This is a genomic window from Ruegeria sp. AK4, assembly GCF_056541025.1.
This window is the reverse complement of sequence record NZ_JBQFXS010000009.1, coordinates 25,833-42,247: the sequence shown is the minus strand read 5'-3', so window position 1 is coordinate 42,247 and position 16,415 is coordinate 25,833. Positions and strand designations below refer to the sequence as shown.

The 16,415-nt window shown below is 62.4% G+C and carries 15 protein-coding genes; 9 read left to right on the top strand and 6 right to left on the bottom strand.

Translation table 11 applies throughout. The features are described 5' to 3' along the window. Position 1 precedes the first annotated feature (1 nt). The 5 genes from rimP to ACR0EZ_RS16245 all read left to right on the top strand — a co-directional run bounded on the left by rimP (position 2) and on the right by ACR0EZ_RS16245 (position 6,349). Positions 2–592 carry a ribosome maturation factor RimP gene (gene rimP / locus ACR0EZ_RS16265; RefSeq protein WP_170386826.1) on the top strand — a complete coding sequence of 197 codons (591 nt, stop codon included), beginning with the start codon at positions 2–4 and terminating at the stop codon, positions 590–592. Beyond that, positions 592–2,208 carry a transcription termination factor NusA gene (gene nusA / locus ACR0EZ_RS16260; protein WP_480615030.1) on the top strand — a complete coding sequence of 539 codons (1,617 nt, stop codon included), beginning with the start codon at positions 592–594 and terminating at the stop codon, positions 2,206–2,208. The genes rimP and nusA overlap by 1 nt, the downstream gene beginning before the upstream one ends. Positions 2,209–2,230: 22 nt before the next feature. Continuing rightward, positions 2,231–2,854: an RNA-binding protein gene (locus ACR0EZ_RS16255; RefSeq protein WP_480615241.1), complete on the top strand. Its 624-nt coding sequence runs from the start codon at positions 2,231–2,233 to the stop codon at positions 2,852–2,854. An 8-nt stretch (positions 2,855–2,862) separates the two neighbouring features. After that, entirely contained in the window at positions 2,863–5,337 is a 2,475-nt protein-coding gene (gene infB / locus ACR0EZ_RS16250; protein WP_480615028.1) for a translation initiation factor IF-2, read from the top strand. A gap of 187 nt (positions 5,338–5,524) precedes the next feature. Further along, a complete protein-coding gene (locus ACR0EZ_RS16245) occupies positions 5,525–6,349 on the top strand; it encodes a methyltransferase domain-containing protein (RefSeq protein ID WP_480615026.1) in 825 nt (274 codons plus the stop codon). A 48-nt stretch (positions 6,350–6,397) separates the two neighbouring features. Here ACR0EZ_RS16245 and ACR0EZ_RS16240 read toward each other — a convergent pair whose 3' ends face one another. From ACR0EZ_RS16240 to ACR0EZ_RS16225, 4 genes are all read right to left on the bottom strand, one after another. Next, entirely contained in the window at positions 6,398–7,222 is an 825-nt protein-coding gene (locus ACR0EZ_RS16240; protein ID WP_480615024.1) for an alpha/beta hydrolase, read from the bottom strand. 62 nt (positions 7,223–7,284) lie between these two features. Then, positions 7,285–8,313, bottom strand: a complete 1,029-nt coding sequence (gene tdh / locus ACR0EZ_RS16235; protein WP_480615239.1) for an L-threonine 3-dehydrogenase — start codon at positions 8,311–8,313, stop codon at positions 7,285–7,287. A gap of 14 nt (positions 8,314–8,327) precedes the next feature. Continuing rightward, complete coding sequence (locus ACR0EZ_RS16230; RefSeq protein ID WP_480615022.1) at positions 8,328–9,512, bottom strand: glycine C-acetyltransferase; 1,185 nt, start codon at positions 9,510–9,512, stop codon at positions 8,328–8,330. A gap of 109 nt (positions 9,513–9,621) precedes the next feature. Beyond that, complete coding sequence (locus tag ACR0EZ_RS16225; RefSeq protein WP_480615020.1) at positions 9,622–10,188, bottom strand: helix-turn-helix domain-containing protein; 567 nt, start codon at positions 10,186–10,188, stop codon at positions 9,622–9,624. Positions 10,189–10,303: 115 nt separating this feature from the next. Here ACR0EZ_RS16225 and ACR0EZ_RS16220 point away from each other — a divergent pair, with 115 nt between their 5' ends. Next, complete coding sequence (locus tag ACR0EZ_RS16220; protein WP_480615018.1) at positions 10,304–11,479, top strand: acetyl-CoA C-acyltransferase family protein; 1,176 nt, start codon at positions 10,304–10,306, stop codon at positions 11,477–11,479. Positions 11,480–11,576: 97 nt separating this feature from the next. Here ACR0EZ_RS16220 and ubiB read toward each other — a convergent pair whose 3' ends face one another. Next, positions 11,577–13,106, bottom strand: coding sequence for a 2-polyprenylphenol 6-hydroxylase (gene ubiB, locus ACR0EZ_RS16215; RefSeq protein WP_480615016.1), 1,530 nt, complete (start codon positions 13,104–13,106; stop codon positions 11,577–11,579). Next, entirely contained in the window at positions 13,107–13,859 is a 753-nt protein-coding gene (ubiE, locus tag ACR0EZ_RS16210; RefSeq protein ID WP_480615014.1) for a bifunctional demethylmenaquinone methyltransferase/2-methoxy-6-polyprenyl-1,4-benzoquinol methylase UbiE, read from the bottom strand. A gap of 86 nt (positions 13,860–13,945) precedes the next feature. Between ubiE and mutM the strand changes: the two genes are divergently transcribed. From mutM to rpsT, 3 genes are all read left to right on the top strand, one after another. Then, positions 13,946–14,797, top strand: coding sequence for a bifunctional DNA-formamidopyrimidine glycosylase/DNA-(apurinic or apyrimidinic site) lyase (gene mutM, locus ACR0EZ_RS16205; protein ID WP_480615012.1), 852 nt, complete (start codon positions 13,946–13,948; stop codon positions 14,795–14,797). Positions 14,798–14,863: 66 nt separating this feature from the next. After that, positions 14,864–15,640, top strand: coding sequence for an enoyl-CoA hydratase (locus ACR0EZ_RS16200; protein WP_480615010.1), 777 nt, complete (start codon positions 14,864–14,866; stop codon positions 15,638–15,640). A 220-nt stretch (positions 15,641–15,860) separates the two neighbouring features. Next, complete coding sequence (gene rpsT, locus ACR0EZ_RS16195; protein WP_142638226.1) at positions 15,861–16,124, top strand: 30S ribosomal protein S20; 264 nt, start codon at positions 15,861–15,863, stop codon at positions 16,122–16,124. Positions 16,125–16,415 lie beyond the last annotated feature (291 nt).

The window sequence follows — 16,415 nt, the reverse complement described above, 5'->3', positions numbered from 1 at the left end:
GATGACAAACGACCTGATAGCCAAAGCGGCGATTGACCGGCGACTGGCCGAGATCATCACCCCCGTGATCGAGGATCTGGGGTACGAACTCGTCCGCATCCGCCTGATGAGTGGCAAGCAGACCACGCTGCAGATCATGGCCGACAAGCCCGATGGCGGTATCGAAGTGGACGATTGCGCCGAAATCTCGAACGCGGTCAGCGCCACGCTGGATGTCGAGGACCCGATCCTTGACGCCTATACGCTGGAAGTCTCGAGCCCCGGTATCGACCGGCCCCTGACCCGCCTCAAGGATTTTGAGACCTTCGAGGGCTATGAGGCCAAGATCGAAACCGCCGAGCTGATCGACGGCCGCCGCCGCTTCAAGGGCGAACTGGCCGGGATCGAGGGCGATGAGGTTCTGATCAACATCCCCGAAGGGTCCGAGACGATCACCATCGGTCTGCAATTTGACTGGCTGAGCGATGCCAAGCTGGTTCTGACCGATGATCTGATCAAGGAAATGCTGCGCCAGCGCAAGGATGCCGGTGCCCTGAACGAAAACGCTTTCGACGAGATAGAGACCGAAGGGTCCGAAGAGGAGACGAACTGATGGCAATCACCTCTGCCAACCAGCTTGAGCTGTTGCAAACCGCCGAGGCCGTGGCCCGCGAAAAGATGATCGACCCCGGTCTGGTTGTCGAAGCGATGGAGGAATCGCTCGCCCGCGCCGCCAAGAGCCGTTACGGCGCGGAAATGGACATCCGCGTGTCCATCGACCGCAAGACCGGCAAGGCGACCTTTACCCGCGTGCGCACCGTGGTCGAGGATGAAGAGCTTGAGAACTACCAGGCCGAGATGACTGTCGAGCAGGCGAAACAGTACATGGAATCGCCCGAGGTGGGTGACGTCTTTGTCGAAGAAGTGCCCCCCGTTGAAATGGGCCGCATCGCGGCACAATCCGCCAAACAGGTGATCCTGCAGAAGGTCCGCGAAGCCGAGCGGGATCGTCAGTACGAAGAATTCAAGGATCGCGCGGGCACCATCATCAACGGTGCGGTCAAGCGCGAAGAGTTCGGCAATGTCATCGTCGATCTGGGCGGGGCCGAGGCCGTTCTGCGCCGCAACGACAAGATCGGCCGCGAAAGCTATCGCCCGAACGACCGCGTGCGCGCCTATATCAAGGAAGTGCGTCGTGAGGTGCGTGGCCACCAGATCTTCCTGTCGCGTACCGCGCCGGAATTCATGGCCGAGCTGTTCAAGATGGAAGTGCCGGAAATCTATGACGGCATCATCGAGGTCAAGGCCGTGGCCCGTGACCCCGGCTCGCGCGCCAAGATTGCCGTGATTTCCTATGACGGCTCGATTGATCCCGTCGGCGCTTGTGTCGGTATGCGCGGCAGCCGTGTGCAGGCGGTTGTGAATGAATTGCAGGGTGAGAAAATCGACATCATCCCGTGGAACGAAGACCAGCCGACCTTCCTTGTGAACGCGCTGCAGCCCGCCGAAGTGTCGAAGGTGGTTCTGGACGAAGAAGCCGGCAAGATCGAAGTTGTGGTGCCCGAGGAGCAGTTGAGCCTCGCCATCGGCCGCCGTGGTCAGAACGTGCGTCTGGCCAGCCAGCTGACCGGTCTGGACATCGACATCATGACCGAGGCCGAGGAATCGGCGCGCCGTCAGAAGGAATTCGAGGCGCGGACGCAGCTGTTCATGGAAAGCCTGGATCTGGACGAGTTCTTTGCCCAGCTCCTGGTCTCGGAAGGCTTCACCAACCTCGAAGAGGTGGCCTATGTCGAGATCGACGAACTGCTGGTCATTGATGGCGTCGACGAAGGCACCGCGCAGGAACTTCAGGCGCGGGCGCGTGATTTCCTCGAGGCACAGGCCAAGGCGGCGCTGGATGCGGCGCGCGCGCTGGGTGCCGAGGACAGCCTTATTGAATTCGAAGGCCTGACACCCCAGATGGTAGAGGCACTGGCCAAAGACGACGTGAAGACGTTGGAAGATTTTGCCACCTGTGCCGACTGGGAACTGGCCGGTGGCTGGACAACGGTCGATGGCGAACGCATCAAGGATGACGGAGTGCTCGAGCCTTTCGGCGTGACGCTGGAAGAGGCTCAGGATCTGGTCATGACCGCACGGATCATGCTGGGCTGGGTTGATCCGGCCGAACTGGAACAGGCCGAAGACGAAGACGGCGAAACCGTGGAAGAGGAGGCCGAGGCCTGATCTCAGGCCTCGGGTGGCGCGTATGGGTCGCGGCGGCGTCCATAAGGATCGGTCCGAAGGACCAGAGCGGAAGTGCATCGCCACGGGCGAGGTGCAGCCGAAGTATGGTCTGATCCGTTTTGTCACGGGTCCGGATGGTCAGGTCTATCCGGATGTCGCGGCGAAACTGCCCGGGCGCGGGGTCTATGTGGCGGCGGACAAGGCGGCGCTGGACAAGGCGGTTGGAAAGAAGCTGTTTGCGCGCGGTTTCAAGGCGCAGGTGGCGGTGCCAAACGGTCTGGCCGAAGAGGTCGAACGCCAGGTATCGCGCCGTGTGGTCGAACTGCTCAGCCTGGCGCGCAAGTCCGGTGACGCGGTTGCGGGCTATGAAAAGGTCAAAACGTGGCTGGACCGGGAAGAGGCGCAGGTGCTGCTTCAGGCCAGCGACGGCTCGGGGCGCGGCAAGTCGAAACTCAGCACGCCGCATTTCGGAAAATATATCGGCTGGCTGACCGCGGACGAGCTGGGACAGGCATTTGGACGCCAAACGGTGATTCATGCGGCGCTGGCCTCTGGCGGACTCGCCAAACGTGTTGTAGAGGAAGCGCAGCGCCTGCGTGGCTTGCGCGAAACGGATGACGGCGGCAGGGGCCGCGCGGAAGGGTAAGAAGCTTTATGAGCGAGAATGACGGCAAAAAGACATTGGGTCTTCGTGGCGGGGCACGCCCCGGAAATGTGAAACAGAGTTTCAGCCACGGACGCACCAAGAATGTCGTGGTGGAAACCAAACGCAAACGCGTTGTGGTTCCCAAGCCGGGTGCGGCCAAGCCAAGTGGCGGGGCTGCGCCTTCGGGTGATCCGTCGCGTCGTCCTGCGGGGATCTCTGACGCGGAAATGGCGCGCCGGATGAAGGCGTTGCAGGCTGCCAAAGCGCGCGAAGCCGAAGAGGCCGCCGCGCGCGAGGCACAGGAAAAGGCGCGGGAAGAAGAACGCGCCCGCCGCCGCGCCGAGCAGGAAGCCAAGGAACGCGAGCAACGCGAAGCCGAAGAGCGCGCCCGCGCCAAGGCCGAGGAAGAAGAACGCAAGCGTCAGGAGGCCGAAGAGGCCGCCAAGCGCGCTGCCGCCGCGCCGCCGCCGGAAGAACCCAAAGCCGCCCGTGCCCCGGCCAGCAAACCTGCGCCCGCCGCAGCGCCGCGCAAGCAGGACCGCGAACGCGAACAGCGCGGCCGTGGCAAGGGTCGTGAGGATAACCGCCGGTCCGGTAAGCTGACTCTGGGTCAGGCCACCGGTGGCGAGGGCAACCGCCAACGCTCGATGGCCGCAATGAAGCGCAAGCAGGAGCGTGCGCGCCAGAAAGCCATGGGTGCCCCGGTTGAACGGGAAAAGGTGATCCGCGACGTGCAGCTGCCCGAGGCGATCATGGTCTCGGAACTGGCCAACCGTATGGCCGAGCGCGTGGCTGACGTTGTCAAATCGCTGATGCAGATGGGCATGATGGTCACACAGAACCAGACCATCGACGCCGACACCGCCGAACTGATTATCGAAGAGTTCGGCCACAAGGTCACCCGGGTGTCCGATTCGGATGTTGAAGACGTCATCAAAGAGGTCGAAGACAGCGAAGACGAATTGCAGCCGCGTCCGCCGGTCATCACCATCATGGGTCACGTTGACCACGGCAAGACCTCGCTGCTGGATGCGATCCGCGACGCGCGCGTTGTGGCCGGTGAGGCCGGGGGCATCACCCAGCATATCGGTGCCTATCAGGTGAAAACCGATGGCGGCACCACGCTGACCTTCCTGGATACGCCGGGCCACGCGGCCTTTACCTCGATGCGCTCGCGCGGGGCTCAGGTCACGGATATCGTGGTTCTGGTGGTTGCTGCGGACGATGCGGTGATGCCGCAGACGATCGAGGCGATCAACCACGCGAAAGCGGCCGAAGTGCCGATGATCGTGGCGATCAACAAGATCGACAAGCCCGAGGCCAACCCGGACAAGGTGCGCACCGATCTGCTGCAGCATGAGGTGATCGTCGAGAAAATGTCCGGTGAGGTTCAGGATGTTGAAGTGTCCGCCGTCACCGGTCAGGGTCTGGACGAACTGCTGGAAGCCATCGCGCTGCAGGCCGAGATTCTGGAACTGAAAGCCAACCCCGACCGCGCTGCCCAGGGTGCCGTGATCGAGGCGCAGCTGGATGTAGGCCGCGGCCCCGTGGCCACCGTTCTGGTTCAGAACGGCACGCTGCGTCAGGGCGATATCTTCGTTGTGGGTGAGCAATACGGTAAGGTCCGTGCGCTGATCAACGACAAGGGCGACCGCGTCAAGGAAGCTGGCCCCTCGGTTCCGGTCGAGGTTCTGGGTCTGAACGGCACGCCCGAAGCGGGCGACGTTCTGAACGTGACCGAGACCGAAGCGCAGGCCCGCGAGATTGCCGCTTACCGTGAGCAGGCCGCCAAGGACAAACGCGCCGCCGCCGGTGCCGCGACCACCCTTGAGCAGCTGATGCAGAAGGCCAAGGAAGACGAGAACGTGGCCGAGCTGCCGATCCTCGTCAAAGCCGATGTGCAGGGCTCTGCCGAGGCCATCGTTCAGGCGATGGAAAAGATCGGCAACGACGAGGTGCGCGTGCGCGTGCTGCATTCGGGCGTGGGTGCGATCACCGAGACAGATATCGGCCTTGCCGAAGCCTCGGGCGCGCCGGTCATGGGCTTCAACGTCCGTGCCAACGCCTCGGCCCGGAACACGGCGAACCAGAAGGGTGTCGAGATCCGCTATTACTCGGTGATCTACGATCTGGTGGACGACGTGAAAGCCGCCGCCTCGGGCCTGCTGAGCGCCGAGATTCGCGAGAAGTTCATCGGGTATGCCGAGATCCGCGAAGTCTTCAAGGTCACCGGTGTCGGCAAGGTTGCCGGTTGTCTGGTCACCGAAGGCGTGGCGCGGCGTTCCGCGGGCGTCCGCCTGCTGCGCGACAACGTGGTGATCCACGAAGGCACGCTGAAGACGCTCAAACGCTTCAAGGACGAAGTGGCCGAGGTCCAGTCTGGTCAGGAATGCGGTATGGCGTTCGAAAACTACGACGATATCCGCCAGGGCGACGTGATCGAAATCTTCGAACGCGAAGAGGTCACCCGCACGCTGGACTGATCCGGTTCTGTATAGAGATTGAAAACAGCGGTTCTTCGGGGCCGCTGTTTTTTTGTGCGTTGTCGGGTGCCACATTGTCCCGGGTCCACTTGTAAGCCGGGGTGCCAGCATGCATTGCCCGACCGGCAAGGGGCGAAAAAAGCTAGGAAATATGGTAGGCTTGCACATCGTCCAGAAAGGAAAGCGGATGACGGAAGCAGACAGTTTCGCGGCGCTTGAAAAGCGCGAGTGGTCGGATGCGGATGTGGCGCACTCCTATGCGCATGTCTTTGCCGAGGCGGCCAACATGGTGGTTCCCCATCTTGTCGCGGCGGTCGCGTCCGCGCCGGGCATCAAAGCGCTGGACCTGTGCTGCGGACATGGAAATGTGACCACCGGGTTGGTCAATACCGGGGCAAACGTGACCGGCGTCGACTTCTCGCCCGCCATGCTCGAAATGGCGCGGGCAGCGGTGCCGCAGGCGTGTTTTGTCGCGGGCGACGCGGTGCAGCTGGAGTTTGCGGATGGGGAATTCGACGCCGTGACCATCGGCTTCGGAATCCCGCATGTCCCCGATCCACCGGCGGTGTTGCATGAGGCGCGTCGCGTGTTGCGCCCCGGTGGGAGACTGGCTTTTTCTGTCTGGTGCGGACCCGAGGTGGATACGGCGCTTGGGTACGTCTTCGACGCGATTGCGATGCATGGGCACCCTGAAATCACGTTGTCTCCGGGACCCGGGGCCAATGACTATGCCGATCCGGGGCTGTCCTTTCCGGTATTGGACGCCGCCGGGTTTCAGGACTGCTCTTGCACAACCGTCGCGTCGATGTGGCGTGTCGAGGATCCCGGTGCGCCGTTTGACTACTTCCGCGACGGCACAGCACGCGGTGGCGCGCTGTTGCGTCCGCAACCGGAAGAAAACGCCACGGCAATCCGCAACGCCGTTGTGGCCCGGGTGCTGGAAAAGCACGGCGCCGGGCCTGTCTGGGATGTGCCGATCCCGGCTGTGGTGACCAGCGCCGTAGCGGCTTAGGACGTCAAAGCACCTCGAAACGTTGGCGCTTCATCGGGTGCTCAACTCCTACGATACAGGCAAAAATGTCCCCGGATGCATGATGATATCGAAATGCTGCATCCCCTTTTGCAGATCGAAACTGACCGAATGCCCGCCCTTGCGCAGCCGTTCCGCATAATCCCGGCTCTGGCGGACGAACTCGGGCGTGTCGCGCTCGGCCACGGTCACGCGGTAGCGCGGGCCGGGGGCGGGCAGGTGCAGGTTGGGGGACAGGTCGTGCACCTCGACCGGGGTCAGTTGCAGCGGATCGTTGACCGGGGTCAGGCTGATCGGTTCCAGATCGTAGATCCCGCTGATCAGAATGACATCGCGCACCCGCAACCCGGCCCGCGCCAGCGCATCGGCCGAGGTTGCCATGACCATGGCCGAAAGATGCGCACCCGCGCTGTGCCCCGACAGGGTGATCCGCGAGGGGTCGAACCCCAGCGCACCGGCCTGCGAGGCCAGCCACAGCAGCGCATCGCGGCATTCTTCGACCATGTCCCCAATGCGCGCATCGGGGGCGAGCGTGTAGTTCAGCGTGGCAAAAGAGTGTTCAGCCTCAATCAGCGCCGGGGCCATCATGGCCGACTCGCGCTGGCTGAGGGCCTGCCAGTACCCGCCGTGGATAAAGACATGCAGCGGAGCGCCCGCGCCTTTTGCCGGAAAGAAATCCAGCACCTGCGCGGGGCTGTCGCCATAGGCCAGATTCTCGTGGCAGGTCATCTGCGCCCGGTGCTGCGCGCTCAGCGCGGCGTAGCTGTCGATATAGGGCGTCAGGTCGCCGCCGATCATAGACCGGGGGGAATATTCCTGATCCAGTTCGTCCTGTGAAAATCCGCGATACAGCATGGAACGCCCCCTTTTTGCGATAGGGTATTCCTTGTGCAGCCTGTGCGCGAAATCAACCGCTTTCAGGTCCAGTCCAGCACAACCTTGCCGGATTGGCCGGATTTCATCGCGGCAAAACCTTCGGCGAAGTCATCCACCTTCATCTGATGGGTGATCACCCGGCTGACATCCAGACCGTTCTGCAACATGGCGATCATCTTGTACCAGGTCTCGAACATCTCGCGCCCATAGACGCCTTTGATGGTGATGGCCTTGAACACGATGCGCGACCAGTCCACGGGAGATTTGCCGGGCGGAATCCCCAGCAAGGCGATCTTGCCGCCCATCACCAACGCCTCGACCATCTGGTCCAGCGCGATTTGCGAGCCCGACATTTCAAGCCCCACGTCAAAGCCTTGGGTCATGCCCAATTCGGTGATGACGTCCTGCAGATCCTCTTTCGAAACATCCACTGTGCGCACCGTCGGCACCACATGTTCGGCCAGTTTCAGACGGTCGGGGTTGATATCGGTGATCACCACATGCCGCGCGCCTGCGTGGCGGGCGACGGCGGCGGCCATGATGCCGATGGGGCCCGCGCCGGTGATCAGCACGTCCTCACCCAGCAGATCGAAGCTGAGCGCGGTGTGGACGGCATTGCCCAGCGGATCAAGAATAGCTCCGATCTCATCCGGAACATCATCGGGCAGGGGCACCACGTTGAAGGCGGGCAGCTTGAGGTATTGCGCAAATGCACCCTGCTCGTTCACCCCGATCCCGCGCGTGCCCGGGTCCAGATGAAATTTGCCCGCGCGGCTCTGGCGGCTATCGGTGGTGATCAGGTGCCCCTCGCCCGAGCAACGCTGCCCGATTTCGAGGCCGGTCACATTTCGCCCGATCTCGACAATCTCACCGGCAAACTCGTGTCCGGTGATCATCGGAACCGGAACCGTGGACGCGGCCCACTCATCCCAGTTCCAGATATGGATATCTGTGCCGCAGATGCCGGTCTTGTTGACGCGGATCAGAACCTCGTCCGGGCCGATCTCGGGCACCGGGGCCTGCACCATCCACAGGCCTTCCTCGGGTTTGGATTTCTCCAGCGCTTTCATGGTGTTGGGTCGCATCAGATCACCCCCAAATCCTTGCCGACCTTGCCAAAGGCCGCCAATGCGCGGTCCAGTTCATCGCGGGTCAGCGCCGCATTCATCTGCGTTCTGATCCGGGCCTGCCCGCGCGGGACCACGGGAAAGAAAAAGCCCGAGACATAGACGCCTTCGTCGAACAGCTTTGCGGCCATGTCCTGTGCCAGCGTAGCCTCGCCCAGCATGACCGGGATGATCGGATGCTCGCCCGGCAGCAGGTCAAAGCCCAGCTTTTCCAGCCCGGCGCGCCAGTATTTGGCATTGCCGAACAGTTGCGCGCGCAGCATGTCGCCTTCTTCGACCAGCCGGATCGCCTCGAGCCCGGCAGCGACGATGGAGGGTGGCAGCGAGTTTGAGAACAGATAGGGCCGCGCCCGCTGCCGCAGCAGGTCGATCACTGGCTGCGGCCCGGCGATATAACCGCCGATTGCCCCCCCAAGTGCCTTGCCCAAGGTTCCCGTCAGAATGTCCACATCGACACCGAAATGATCCGGCGTTCCGGCCCCGTTCGGTCCCATGAAGCCGGTGGCGTGGCAGTCATCGACCATGACGATGGCATCATACTTGTCGGCCAGCTCGCGGATTTTCGGCAGGTTGGCCAGATAGCCATCCATCGAGAACACGCCATCGGTGGCGATCATGATATGCCGCGCCCCATCCTCGCGCGCCTGTTTCAGCCAGGCTTCGAGGTCGTTCATGTCGTTGTTCAGATAGCGATAGCGCTTGGCTTTGCACAGCCGCACCCCGTCGATGATCGAGGCGTGGTTCAGACTGTCTGAAATGATGGCGTCCTCGGGGCCCAGAAGGGGCTCGAACAGGCCGCCATTGGCATCGAAACAGGCGGCGAACAGGATCGCATCGTCCTTGTTCAGAAACTGCGCCAGCTTCTGTTCCAGCTCGCGGTGAATGTCCTGCGTGCCGCAGATGAACCGGACCGAGGCCATGCCGAACCCCTTGGGCTCCATCGCGCCTTTGGCGGCGTCGATCAGCGCCGGGTGGTCGGCCAGACCCAGATAGTTGTTGGCGCACAGGTTGATGACCTGTTTGTCGCCCACCGTGATCTCACCGCCCTGGGGCGAGGTGATCATTCGCTCGCGCTTGTACAGACCTTCAGCTTCGATCTGGGCGAGTGTGTCCGTGATGTGGGACAGGAATGCATCGGCCATGGCGGTCTCCTTTATCTGAGTCGCATATCTAACATAACGGATGTAATTCCCAAATAGGGGAATGACAAGATTACGGAGAAATTTCCGTGAAGGCGGAAATCTGCCGAGCTCAGGCGTTTTTGACGATCAGAAACACGCGGGCCGGCCCCCCTGTGGAGCTGATCGAATGCAGGACGTCCGCCGCATACCGGGCGGTGTCGCCCTTGTTCAAATCTGTCGTGGCAGAACCCGAGGTCACGCGTACCGACCCGTCCAGCACCGTCAGCTGTTCCTGCGCCCCGCGCGCGTGGGGCTGGCTGTTCAGCGCGCCGTCCGTGTCGAAGCGGATGTCATAGACTTCGTGGCCCCCGGCCTCTTCCGGCGGGGACAGGATCTGGATGCGGCAATGCTTGCCCATATTGTCGATGCTGGGCACTTCGGATTTCCGCAACACCTCGATCTGGTCCGCCGTGTCGTTGTCTTCCAGTAATCCGGCAAAATCGACCTGCAAGGCGCGGGTCAGGTTCCACAGGGTCGAGATCGTGGGGCTGCTTTCGCCCCGCTCGATCTGGCTGACCATCGAACGGGACACGCCGCTCAGGTTGGCCACAGCTTCAAGCGACAGGCCGCGCGCGCGGCGGGCTTCTTTCAGGCGGGCGGGCAGGCGTGTCAGAATATCGTCAGTGTTTTCCGTCATGACGGAATTTCATGCGCGCTGAGCGGGCGGATGTCAATTCCGGGCGTGACAGTGAGTCCTCTGGGCAGATCATGCTGCAGGTGCATAATGCGCGCATATTCTGGAGGAGAAACAGATGACTGACGTGGTGATTCTGGACGGTGCGCGCACCGCCATCGGGACTTTTGGCGGCGCGCTGGCCTCGACCGCTCCGATTGATCTGGCGACCGTTGCCACCGAAGCGGCGCTGGAGCGGTCCGGGGTCGAAGGCGGGCAGATCGGGCATGTCGTGTTCGGCCATGTCATCAATACCGAGCCGCGCGACATGTACCTGTCGCGCGCCGCGGCCAAACAGGCCGGTATTCCGGATGAGACACCGGCGATGAACGTGAACCGGCTGTGCGGATCGGGCGCGCAGGCGATTGTGTCGGCGGCGCAGTCCCTGATGCTGGGCGACGCGGAATTTGCCGTCGCGGGCGGGGCCGAGAGCATGTCGCGCAGCCCCTATGTCGTGCCACAGGCGCGGTGGGGGGCGAAGATGGGCGACGTGACCGCGCTGGACATGATGCTTGGGGCGCTGAACTGCCCGTTCGGCACCGGGCATATGGGTGTGACCGCTGAAAACGTCGCCGACGAGCATCGGATCACCCGCGAGCAGATGGACGCCTTTGCCGTCACCAGCCAGACCCGCGCTGCCGCAGCGATTGAGGCCGGGTATTTCGACAGCCAGATCGCGCCGGTTCAGGTGAAGGTCAAGCGCGACATGGTCGATTTCAAGGTCGATGAGCATCCCAAGGCCACCACCGCCGAGGTTTTGGCCGGTCTGCGCCCGGTCTTCAAGAAAGAGGGCCGCGTGACGGCGGGCAATGCCTCGGGCATCAACGATGGCGCGGCGGCGATGGTTCTGGCGACGGCGGATGCGGCCGAGAAAGCAGGGCTCAAGCCCAAGGCGCGGATTTTGGGTTATGCGCATGCTGGCGTGCGGCCCGAGGTGATGGGAATCGGTCCGGTTCCGGCGGTGCAGAACCTGCTGGCCAAGACAGGTCTTTCGATTGCTGATTTCGACGTGATCGAAAGCAACGAGGCCTTTGCGGCGCAGGCGCTGGCCGTGAACAAGGAACTGGGTCTGGATGCGGGCAAGGTGAACCCCAATGGCGGTGCGATTGCTCTGGGTCACCCGGTTGGGGCAACCGGTGCGATCATCACGCTGAAGGCGCTTTATGAGCTGGAGCGTACCGGCGGGTCCAAAGGGCTGATCACCATGTGCATTGGTGGCGGTCAGGGGATCGCTATTGCCATCGAGCGGCTCTGATCGAAACCGTGGCAGGGGGGGCTGTCTGGCCCCCATCGCGCCGCTGGCGCGATTCCCCCCGAAGATATTTTTGGCCAGATGAAGGGGCGGACCGGGTTTAGCTGATTGCCGTCAGGATCAGAACGACCGCCGCGCCTGCGGCCGCGCCGAGGATTGCGGGCAGGGCCGAGGACCTCAGCAAGGACTGATCCGCGTCATCTTTCCGGGTCTGGGCAATCAGGGCGCTTTCCACCAATGCAGGCAGGCGCGGGCCGAAGCGGGCCAGCACCAGAGCGGTCTTGCCGAAATCGCGCAGGGCCGCGCGGGGGCCGATGGATTGCTTGATGTAGTCCTCGACCACCGGGCGGGCGACCTCCCAGATGTTGATATGCGGGTCGAGGGACCGCGCGACGCCTTCGACCACCACCATGGTCCGTTGCAGCAGGATCAGTTCGGTGCGGGTTTCCATGCCGAACCGCTCGGTGACTTCGAACAGGTAGTTCAGCAGGCGGCCCATCGAGATGTGGGTGGCGTCCATGCCGAAGATCGGCTCGCCCACCGCGCGCAGGGCGCGGGCGAATTCGTCGACATCCTGGTTGGCGGGGACGTATCCGGCCTCGAAATGCACCTCGGCCACGCGCTTGTAGTCGCGGCGGATGAAGCCGAAGAGGATCTCGGCATAGACCCGGCGGGTGTATTCGTCGATATGGCCCATGATGCCGTAGTCATAGGCGATGATATCGCCGTTGGCGGCGACCTTGAGGTTGCCCTGATGCATGTCGGCATGGAAATAGCCGTCGCGCAGGGCGTGCAGCAGGAACATGCGCAGAACCCGCTCAGCAAGGTCCCGGCGGTTGTGCCCGGCGGCGTCCAGCGCGTCATTGTCGCCCAGCGGGATACCGTCGGCCCAGCTGAGCGTCATCACCCGGCGCGCGGACAGGGACCAGACCACTGGCGGCAGCCAGAACCCGGCGTCGTCCTTGGTGTTGGCGGCGTATTCCGAAGCGGCGGCGCTTTCCAGCCGCAGATCCAGTTCACCGCGCACGACACCGTCGAAATGTTCGATCACCTCCATCGGACGCAGACGGCGCGCGCCGGGGGCGCAGAGGGCGACGATGCGGGCGGCGAAATAGAAGGCATCGACATCTTTGCGGAAGGCGCGTTCGATGCCCGGGCGCAGGACCTTGACGGCCACCTCCTCGCCGGTGCTGGTCAGCTTGGCCTTGTGGACCTGCGCGATCGAGGCGGCGGCGATGGGTTCGCTGAATTCGCTGAAAATCTCGTCAACGGGCTGGCCAAGTTCCTTTTCGACCTCGGCCATGGCCTGAACGCGGGGGAAAGGCGGCAGCTTGTCCTGCAGCACCCGAAGCTGTTCGGCCAATTCGTTTCCGACGACATCCGGGCGGGTCGAAAGCACCTGACCGAACTTGATATAGGCCGGACCCATCGCGGTAAGGGCGCGGGTTGCGGGCGGCATATCAGGGTCGCCCTTGTAGCCCAGCCATTGAAACGGCTTGCCAAGCGCATGCGCCACGATGCGCAGGGCGCGCGGGGCTTCGAATGCGTCCAGCACCACGTTCATGGCACCCGTGCGCTCGAGCGTGGCGCCTGTGCGGATCAGGCGGATGATGTTGTGAGGGCCGCGCATCTAGATTTTCCAGCCGGAATGAAGCGCTGCGATACCCATGCTCAGGTTGCGGTATTTGGCGTTTTCGAACCCGGCACTGCGGATCATGTTCAGAAATGTCTCTTGGTCGGGAAATTTGCGGATCGATTCCACAAGATACTGATAGCTGTCGTAGTCATTCGCGATCAGCTTGCCCATGCGCGGGATGACGTTGAAGCTGTAGAGATCATAGAGCTTCTGCAGCCCGTCATCGGGCAGCTGGCTGAATTCCAGCACCATCAGGCGGCCGCCGGGTTTGAGGACCCGGAACGCCTCGTTCAAAGCCTCTTGCGGGCGGGTCACGTTCCGGATGCCGAAGGAAATGGTGTAGACGTCGAAGGTGTTGTCCTCGAACGGCAGGGCCATCGCGTCGCCCACCACCCAGTTCAGGCTGTCGGCCATCTGGTCGGCTTCGGCGCGCTGGCGGCCTTCGACCAGCATCGGCTCGGTCAGGTCCAGCACGGTGGCGTGGCCATGGCCCGCGCGTTTCAGGAAGCGGAAGGAAATGTCGCCGGTGCCGCCCGCCACATCCAGCAGCCGCTGGCCGGGGCGCGGGGCGAGCCAATCCATCATCGCGTCCTTCCAGACCCGGTGGATGCCCATGGACATGACATCGTTCATCACATCGTATTTCGAGGCGACCGAGTTGAACACGCCCTGTACGCGGCCCGCCTTGTCGGCCTCGCGCACGGTTTCGAACCCGAAATGAGTGGTCTTGTCGCTGTTGTCGGACATTTGCCTTGCCGTTCGTCGAATTTCGCCTCTGTTATAGGGCCATAAGAGGCGGGCACAATGCGGCCCTTTGGAATAGGAGCCATCTAATGCCCGAATTGCCCGAGGTCGAGACAGTAAGACGCGGCCTGAGCCCTGCGATGGAGGGGGTGGTGATCGAACGGGCGGATGTGAACCGGCCCGATCTGCGCTGGCCGTTCCCGGATCGGATGGCGGAACGGCTGACCGGGCAGCGGGTGGATCGGTTGCGGCGGCGGTCGAAATACATCCTTGCCGATCTCAGCAGCGGAGAGAGCCTGCTGATCCATCTGGGGATGTCTGGGCGGATGACGGTGTCGGGGGATCCGCTGGGGCAGTTCGTTCACGATCATCCGATGCCTGAAAAACATGACCACGTGGTGTTTCACATGGCCAATGGCGCGCGCATCACCTTCAACGATCCGCGCCGGTTCGGGGCGATGGACCTGCTTCCCACGGCCACGGCGGAACAGCACAAGCTGCTGTCGGTTCTGGGGCCGGAACCGCTGGGCAATGACTTTCATGAGCAGCACCTGATCGCTGCGTTCAAAGGCAAAAACACCCCGGTCAAATCGGCGCTGCTGGATCAGGGAATCGTTGCCGGTCTGGGCAATATCTACGTCTGCGAGGCGCTTTATCGCGCCCATGTGTCGCCACGTCGCAAAGCCGGGCAGATTTCTGCGGCGCGGGTCGCAGCCCTGGTTCCGATCATCCGGCAGGTGCTGCGGGACGCGATCGAAGCAGGCGGTTCATCCCTGCGCGACTTCCGGCAAGCCGATGGAGAGCTTGGATATTTTCAGCACAGCTTCGATGTCTATGGCCGCGAAGGCGAGCCCTGCCGCACCGAAGGATGTGATGCGGTGATCAAGAGAATCACCCAGTCCGGTCGCTCATCCTTCTATTGTGCGCAATGCCAAAGATAACTTGATCCAGCGAAATCGCGTGGTAAGGAATCGTAGCTGAACTGAACAACCGGAAGCTTACACCTCATGGCTTTTGAGACGATCATCGTCGAAACCGAAGACCACGTCGCCCTTATCAAGCTGAACAGACCGGACGCTATGAATGCGCTGAACACCCAGCTGATGGCTGAGCTGTGCACGGCGCTGGAAGAGGCTGACGGAAACGACAAGGTACGGTGTATCGTCATCACCGGGTCGGACAAGGCCTTTGCCGCAGGTGCGGACATCAAGGAGATGTCCGAGATGAGCTTTGTTCAGGTCTATGGCCAGAACCTGTTCGGCGACGCAAACGACCGGATCACCGCCATCCGCAAGCCGATCATCGCGGCGGTTGCGGGCTATGCGCTGGGCGGCGGATGCGAGTTGGCCATGATGTGCGATTTCATCATCGCGGCGGATACCGCCAAGTTCGGTCAGCCCGAGATCAATCTGGGCGTCATTGCCGGTTTGGGCGGAACCCAGCGCCTGACGCGGTTCGTCGGCAAGTCCAAGGCGATGGACATGAACCTGACCGGTCGCTTCATGGACGCGGAAGAGGCCGAGCGGTCCGGGCTGGTCAGCCGTATCGTCCCCGCCAAGAAGCTGGTGGAAGAGGCCGTGGGCGCGGCGCAGAAAATCGCCGAGAAATCGCAGCTGACCGCCATGGCGGCGAAAGAGGCGGTGAACCGCAGCTATGAACTGCCGCTGAGCGAAGGGATGTTGTTCGAACGCCGGGTGTTCCATTCGATGTTCGCCACCGAAGACCAGAAAGAGGGCATGGCGGCGTTTCTGGAAAAACGTTCTGCCCAGTTCCGCGACAAGTAAAGCAGACAGGGACAGGCGGGCGCGGCCCGCCTTTTTCATGGCCGCTATGCGCTGGCCAAGAATCGGCTTGGCAAACCCCCAAAACTTGGATAGGTAGCGCCGCTATACATGCGCGTGCGGCCCGCCTGGCCCGACTCACACTCGTGATTTCTGATCCGGTGCGGATAATTCCGTGGCGCGCAACCCTAGATAACCGTACCGAACAAAAGGTCAGAGACACATGGCAAATTCGCCCCAGGCAAAGAAGCGCGCGCGTCAGAACGAAAAGCGTTTCGCCGTTAACAAAGCACGCCGTTCGCGCATCCGCACCTATCTGCGCAAAGTCGAAGAAGCAATCGCCTCGGGCGACAAGGACGCAGCGACCGCAGCCCTGCGCGCGGCTCAGCCCGAACTGATGCGCGGCGTCACCAAAGGCGTCTTCCACAAGAACACCGCTTCGCGCAAAATGTCCCGCCTGTCGGCGCGCGTCAAAGCGCTGGGCTAAGTCTTTTGATTGACCTTAGGTCACGTCAGAAAGGCTGAACCAATTTGAAAGGCGCCGCGAGTAGCGGCGCCTTTTTTCACCTGTTGCCAGAATACCGCGCCTTCACAAAACCGAGAGATTCTTTCGGGCGGAACCGCGAGTCAATATCAGAGTTTCGTTGCCGCGCCCTGTCTCGTCTTGTTACCACTATTCTAGCGATTCACTCGCTTGGGGGGACAGGCTGTTTCCGGGATCGGACTGACGGGCATCAGGATGATCGTGGAACCAAAGTCGTCATCCGGCGCAAGCCGG

Excerpts from the sequence above, each read along its gene's own strand:
- rimP (WP_170386826.1), top strand. The coding sequence starts at position 2 with ATGACAAACGACCTGATAGCCAAAGCGGCGATTGACCGGCGACTGGCC.
- nusA (WP_480615030.1), top strand. The coding sequence starts at position 592 with ATGGCAATCACCTCTGCCAACCAGCTTGAGCTGTTGCAAACCGCCGAG.
- ACR0EZ_RS16255 (WP_480615241.1), top strand. The coding sequence starts at position 2,231 with ATGGGTCGCGGCGGCGTCCATAAGGATCGGTCCGAAGGACCAGAGCGG.
- infB (WP_480615028.1), top strand. The coding sequence starts at position 2,863 with ATGAGCGAGAATGACGGCAAAAAGACATTGGGTCTTCGTGGCGGGGCA.
- ACR0EZ_RS16245 (WP_480615026.1), top strand. The coding sequence starts at position 5,525 with ATGACGGAAGCAGACAGTTTCGCGGCGCTTGAAAAGCGCGAGTGGTCG.
- ACR0EZ_RS16240 (WP_480615024.1), bottom strand. The coding sequence starts at position 7,222 with ATGCTGTATCGCGGATTTTCACAGGACGAACTGGATCAGGAATATTCC.
- tdh (WP_480615239.1), bottom strand. The coding sequence starts at position 8,313 with ATGAAAGCGCTGGAGAAATCCAAACCCGAGGAAGGCCTGTGGATGGTG.
- ACR0EZ_RS16230 (WP_480615022.1), bottom strand. The coding sequence starts at position 9,512 with ATGGCCGATGCATTCCTGTCCCACATCACGGACACACTCGCCCAGATC.
- ACR0EZ_RS16225 (WP_480615020.1), bottom strand. The coding sequence starts at position 10,188 with ATGACGGAAAACACTGACGATATTCTGACACGCCTGCCCGCCCGCCTG.
- ACR0EZ_RS16220 (WP_480615018.1), top strand. The coding sequence starts at position 10,304 with ATGACTGACGTGGTGATTCTGGACGGTGCGCGCACCGCCATCGGGACT.
- ubiB (WP_480615016.1), bottom strand. The coding sequence starts at position 13,106 with ATGCGCGGCCCTCACAACATCATCCGCCTGATCCGCACAGGCGCCACG.
- ubiE (WP_480615014.1), bottom strand. The coding sequence starts at position 13,859 with ATGTCCGACAACAGCGACAAGACCACTCATTTCGGGTTCGAAACCGTG.
- mutM (WP_480615012.1), top strand. The coding sequence starts at position 13,946 with ATGCCCGAATTGCCCGAGGTCGAGACAGTAAGACGCGGCCTGAGCCCT.
- ACR0EZ_RS16200 (WP_480615010.1), top strand. The coding sequence starts at position 14,864 with ATGGCTTTTGAGACGATCATCGTCGAAACCGAAGACCACGTCGCCCTT.
- rpsT (WP_142638226.1), top strand. The coding sequence starts at position 15,861 with ATGGCAAATTCGCCCCAGGCAAAGAAGCGCGCGCGTCAGAACGAAAAG.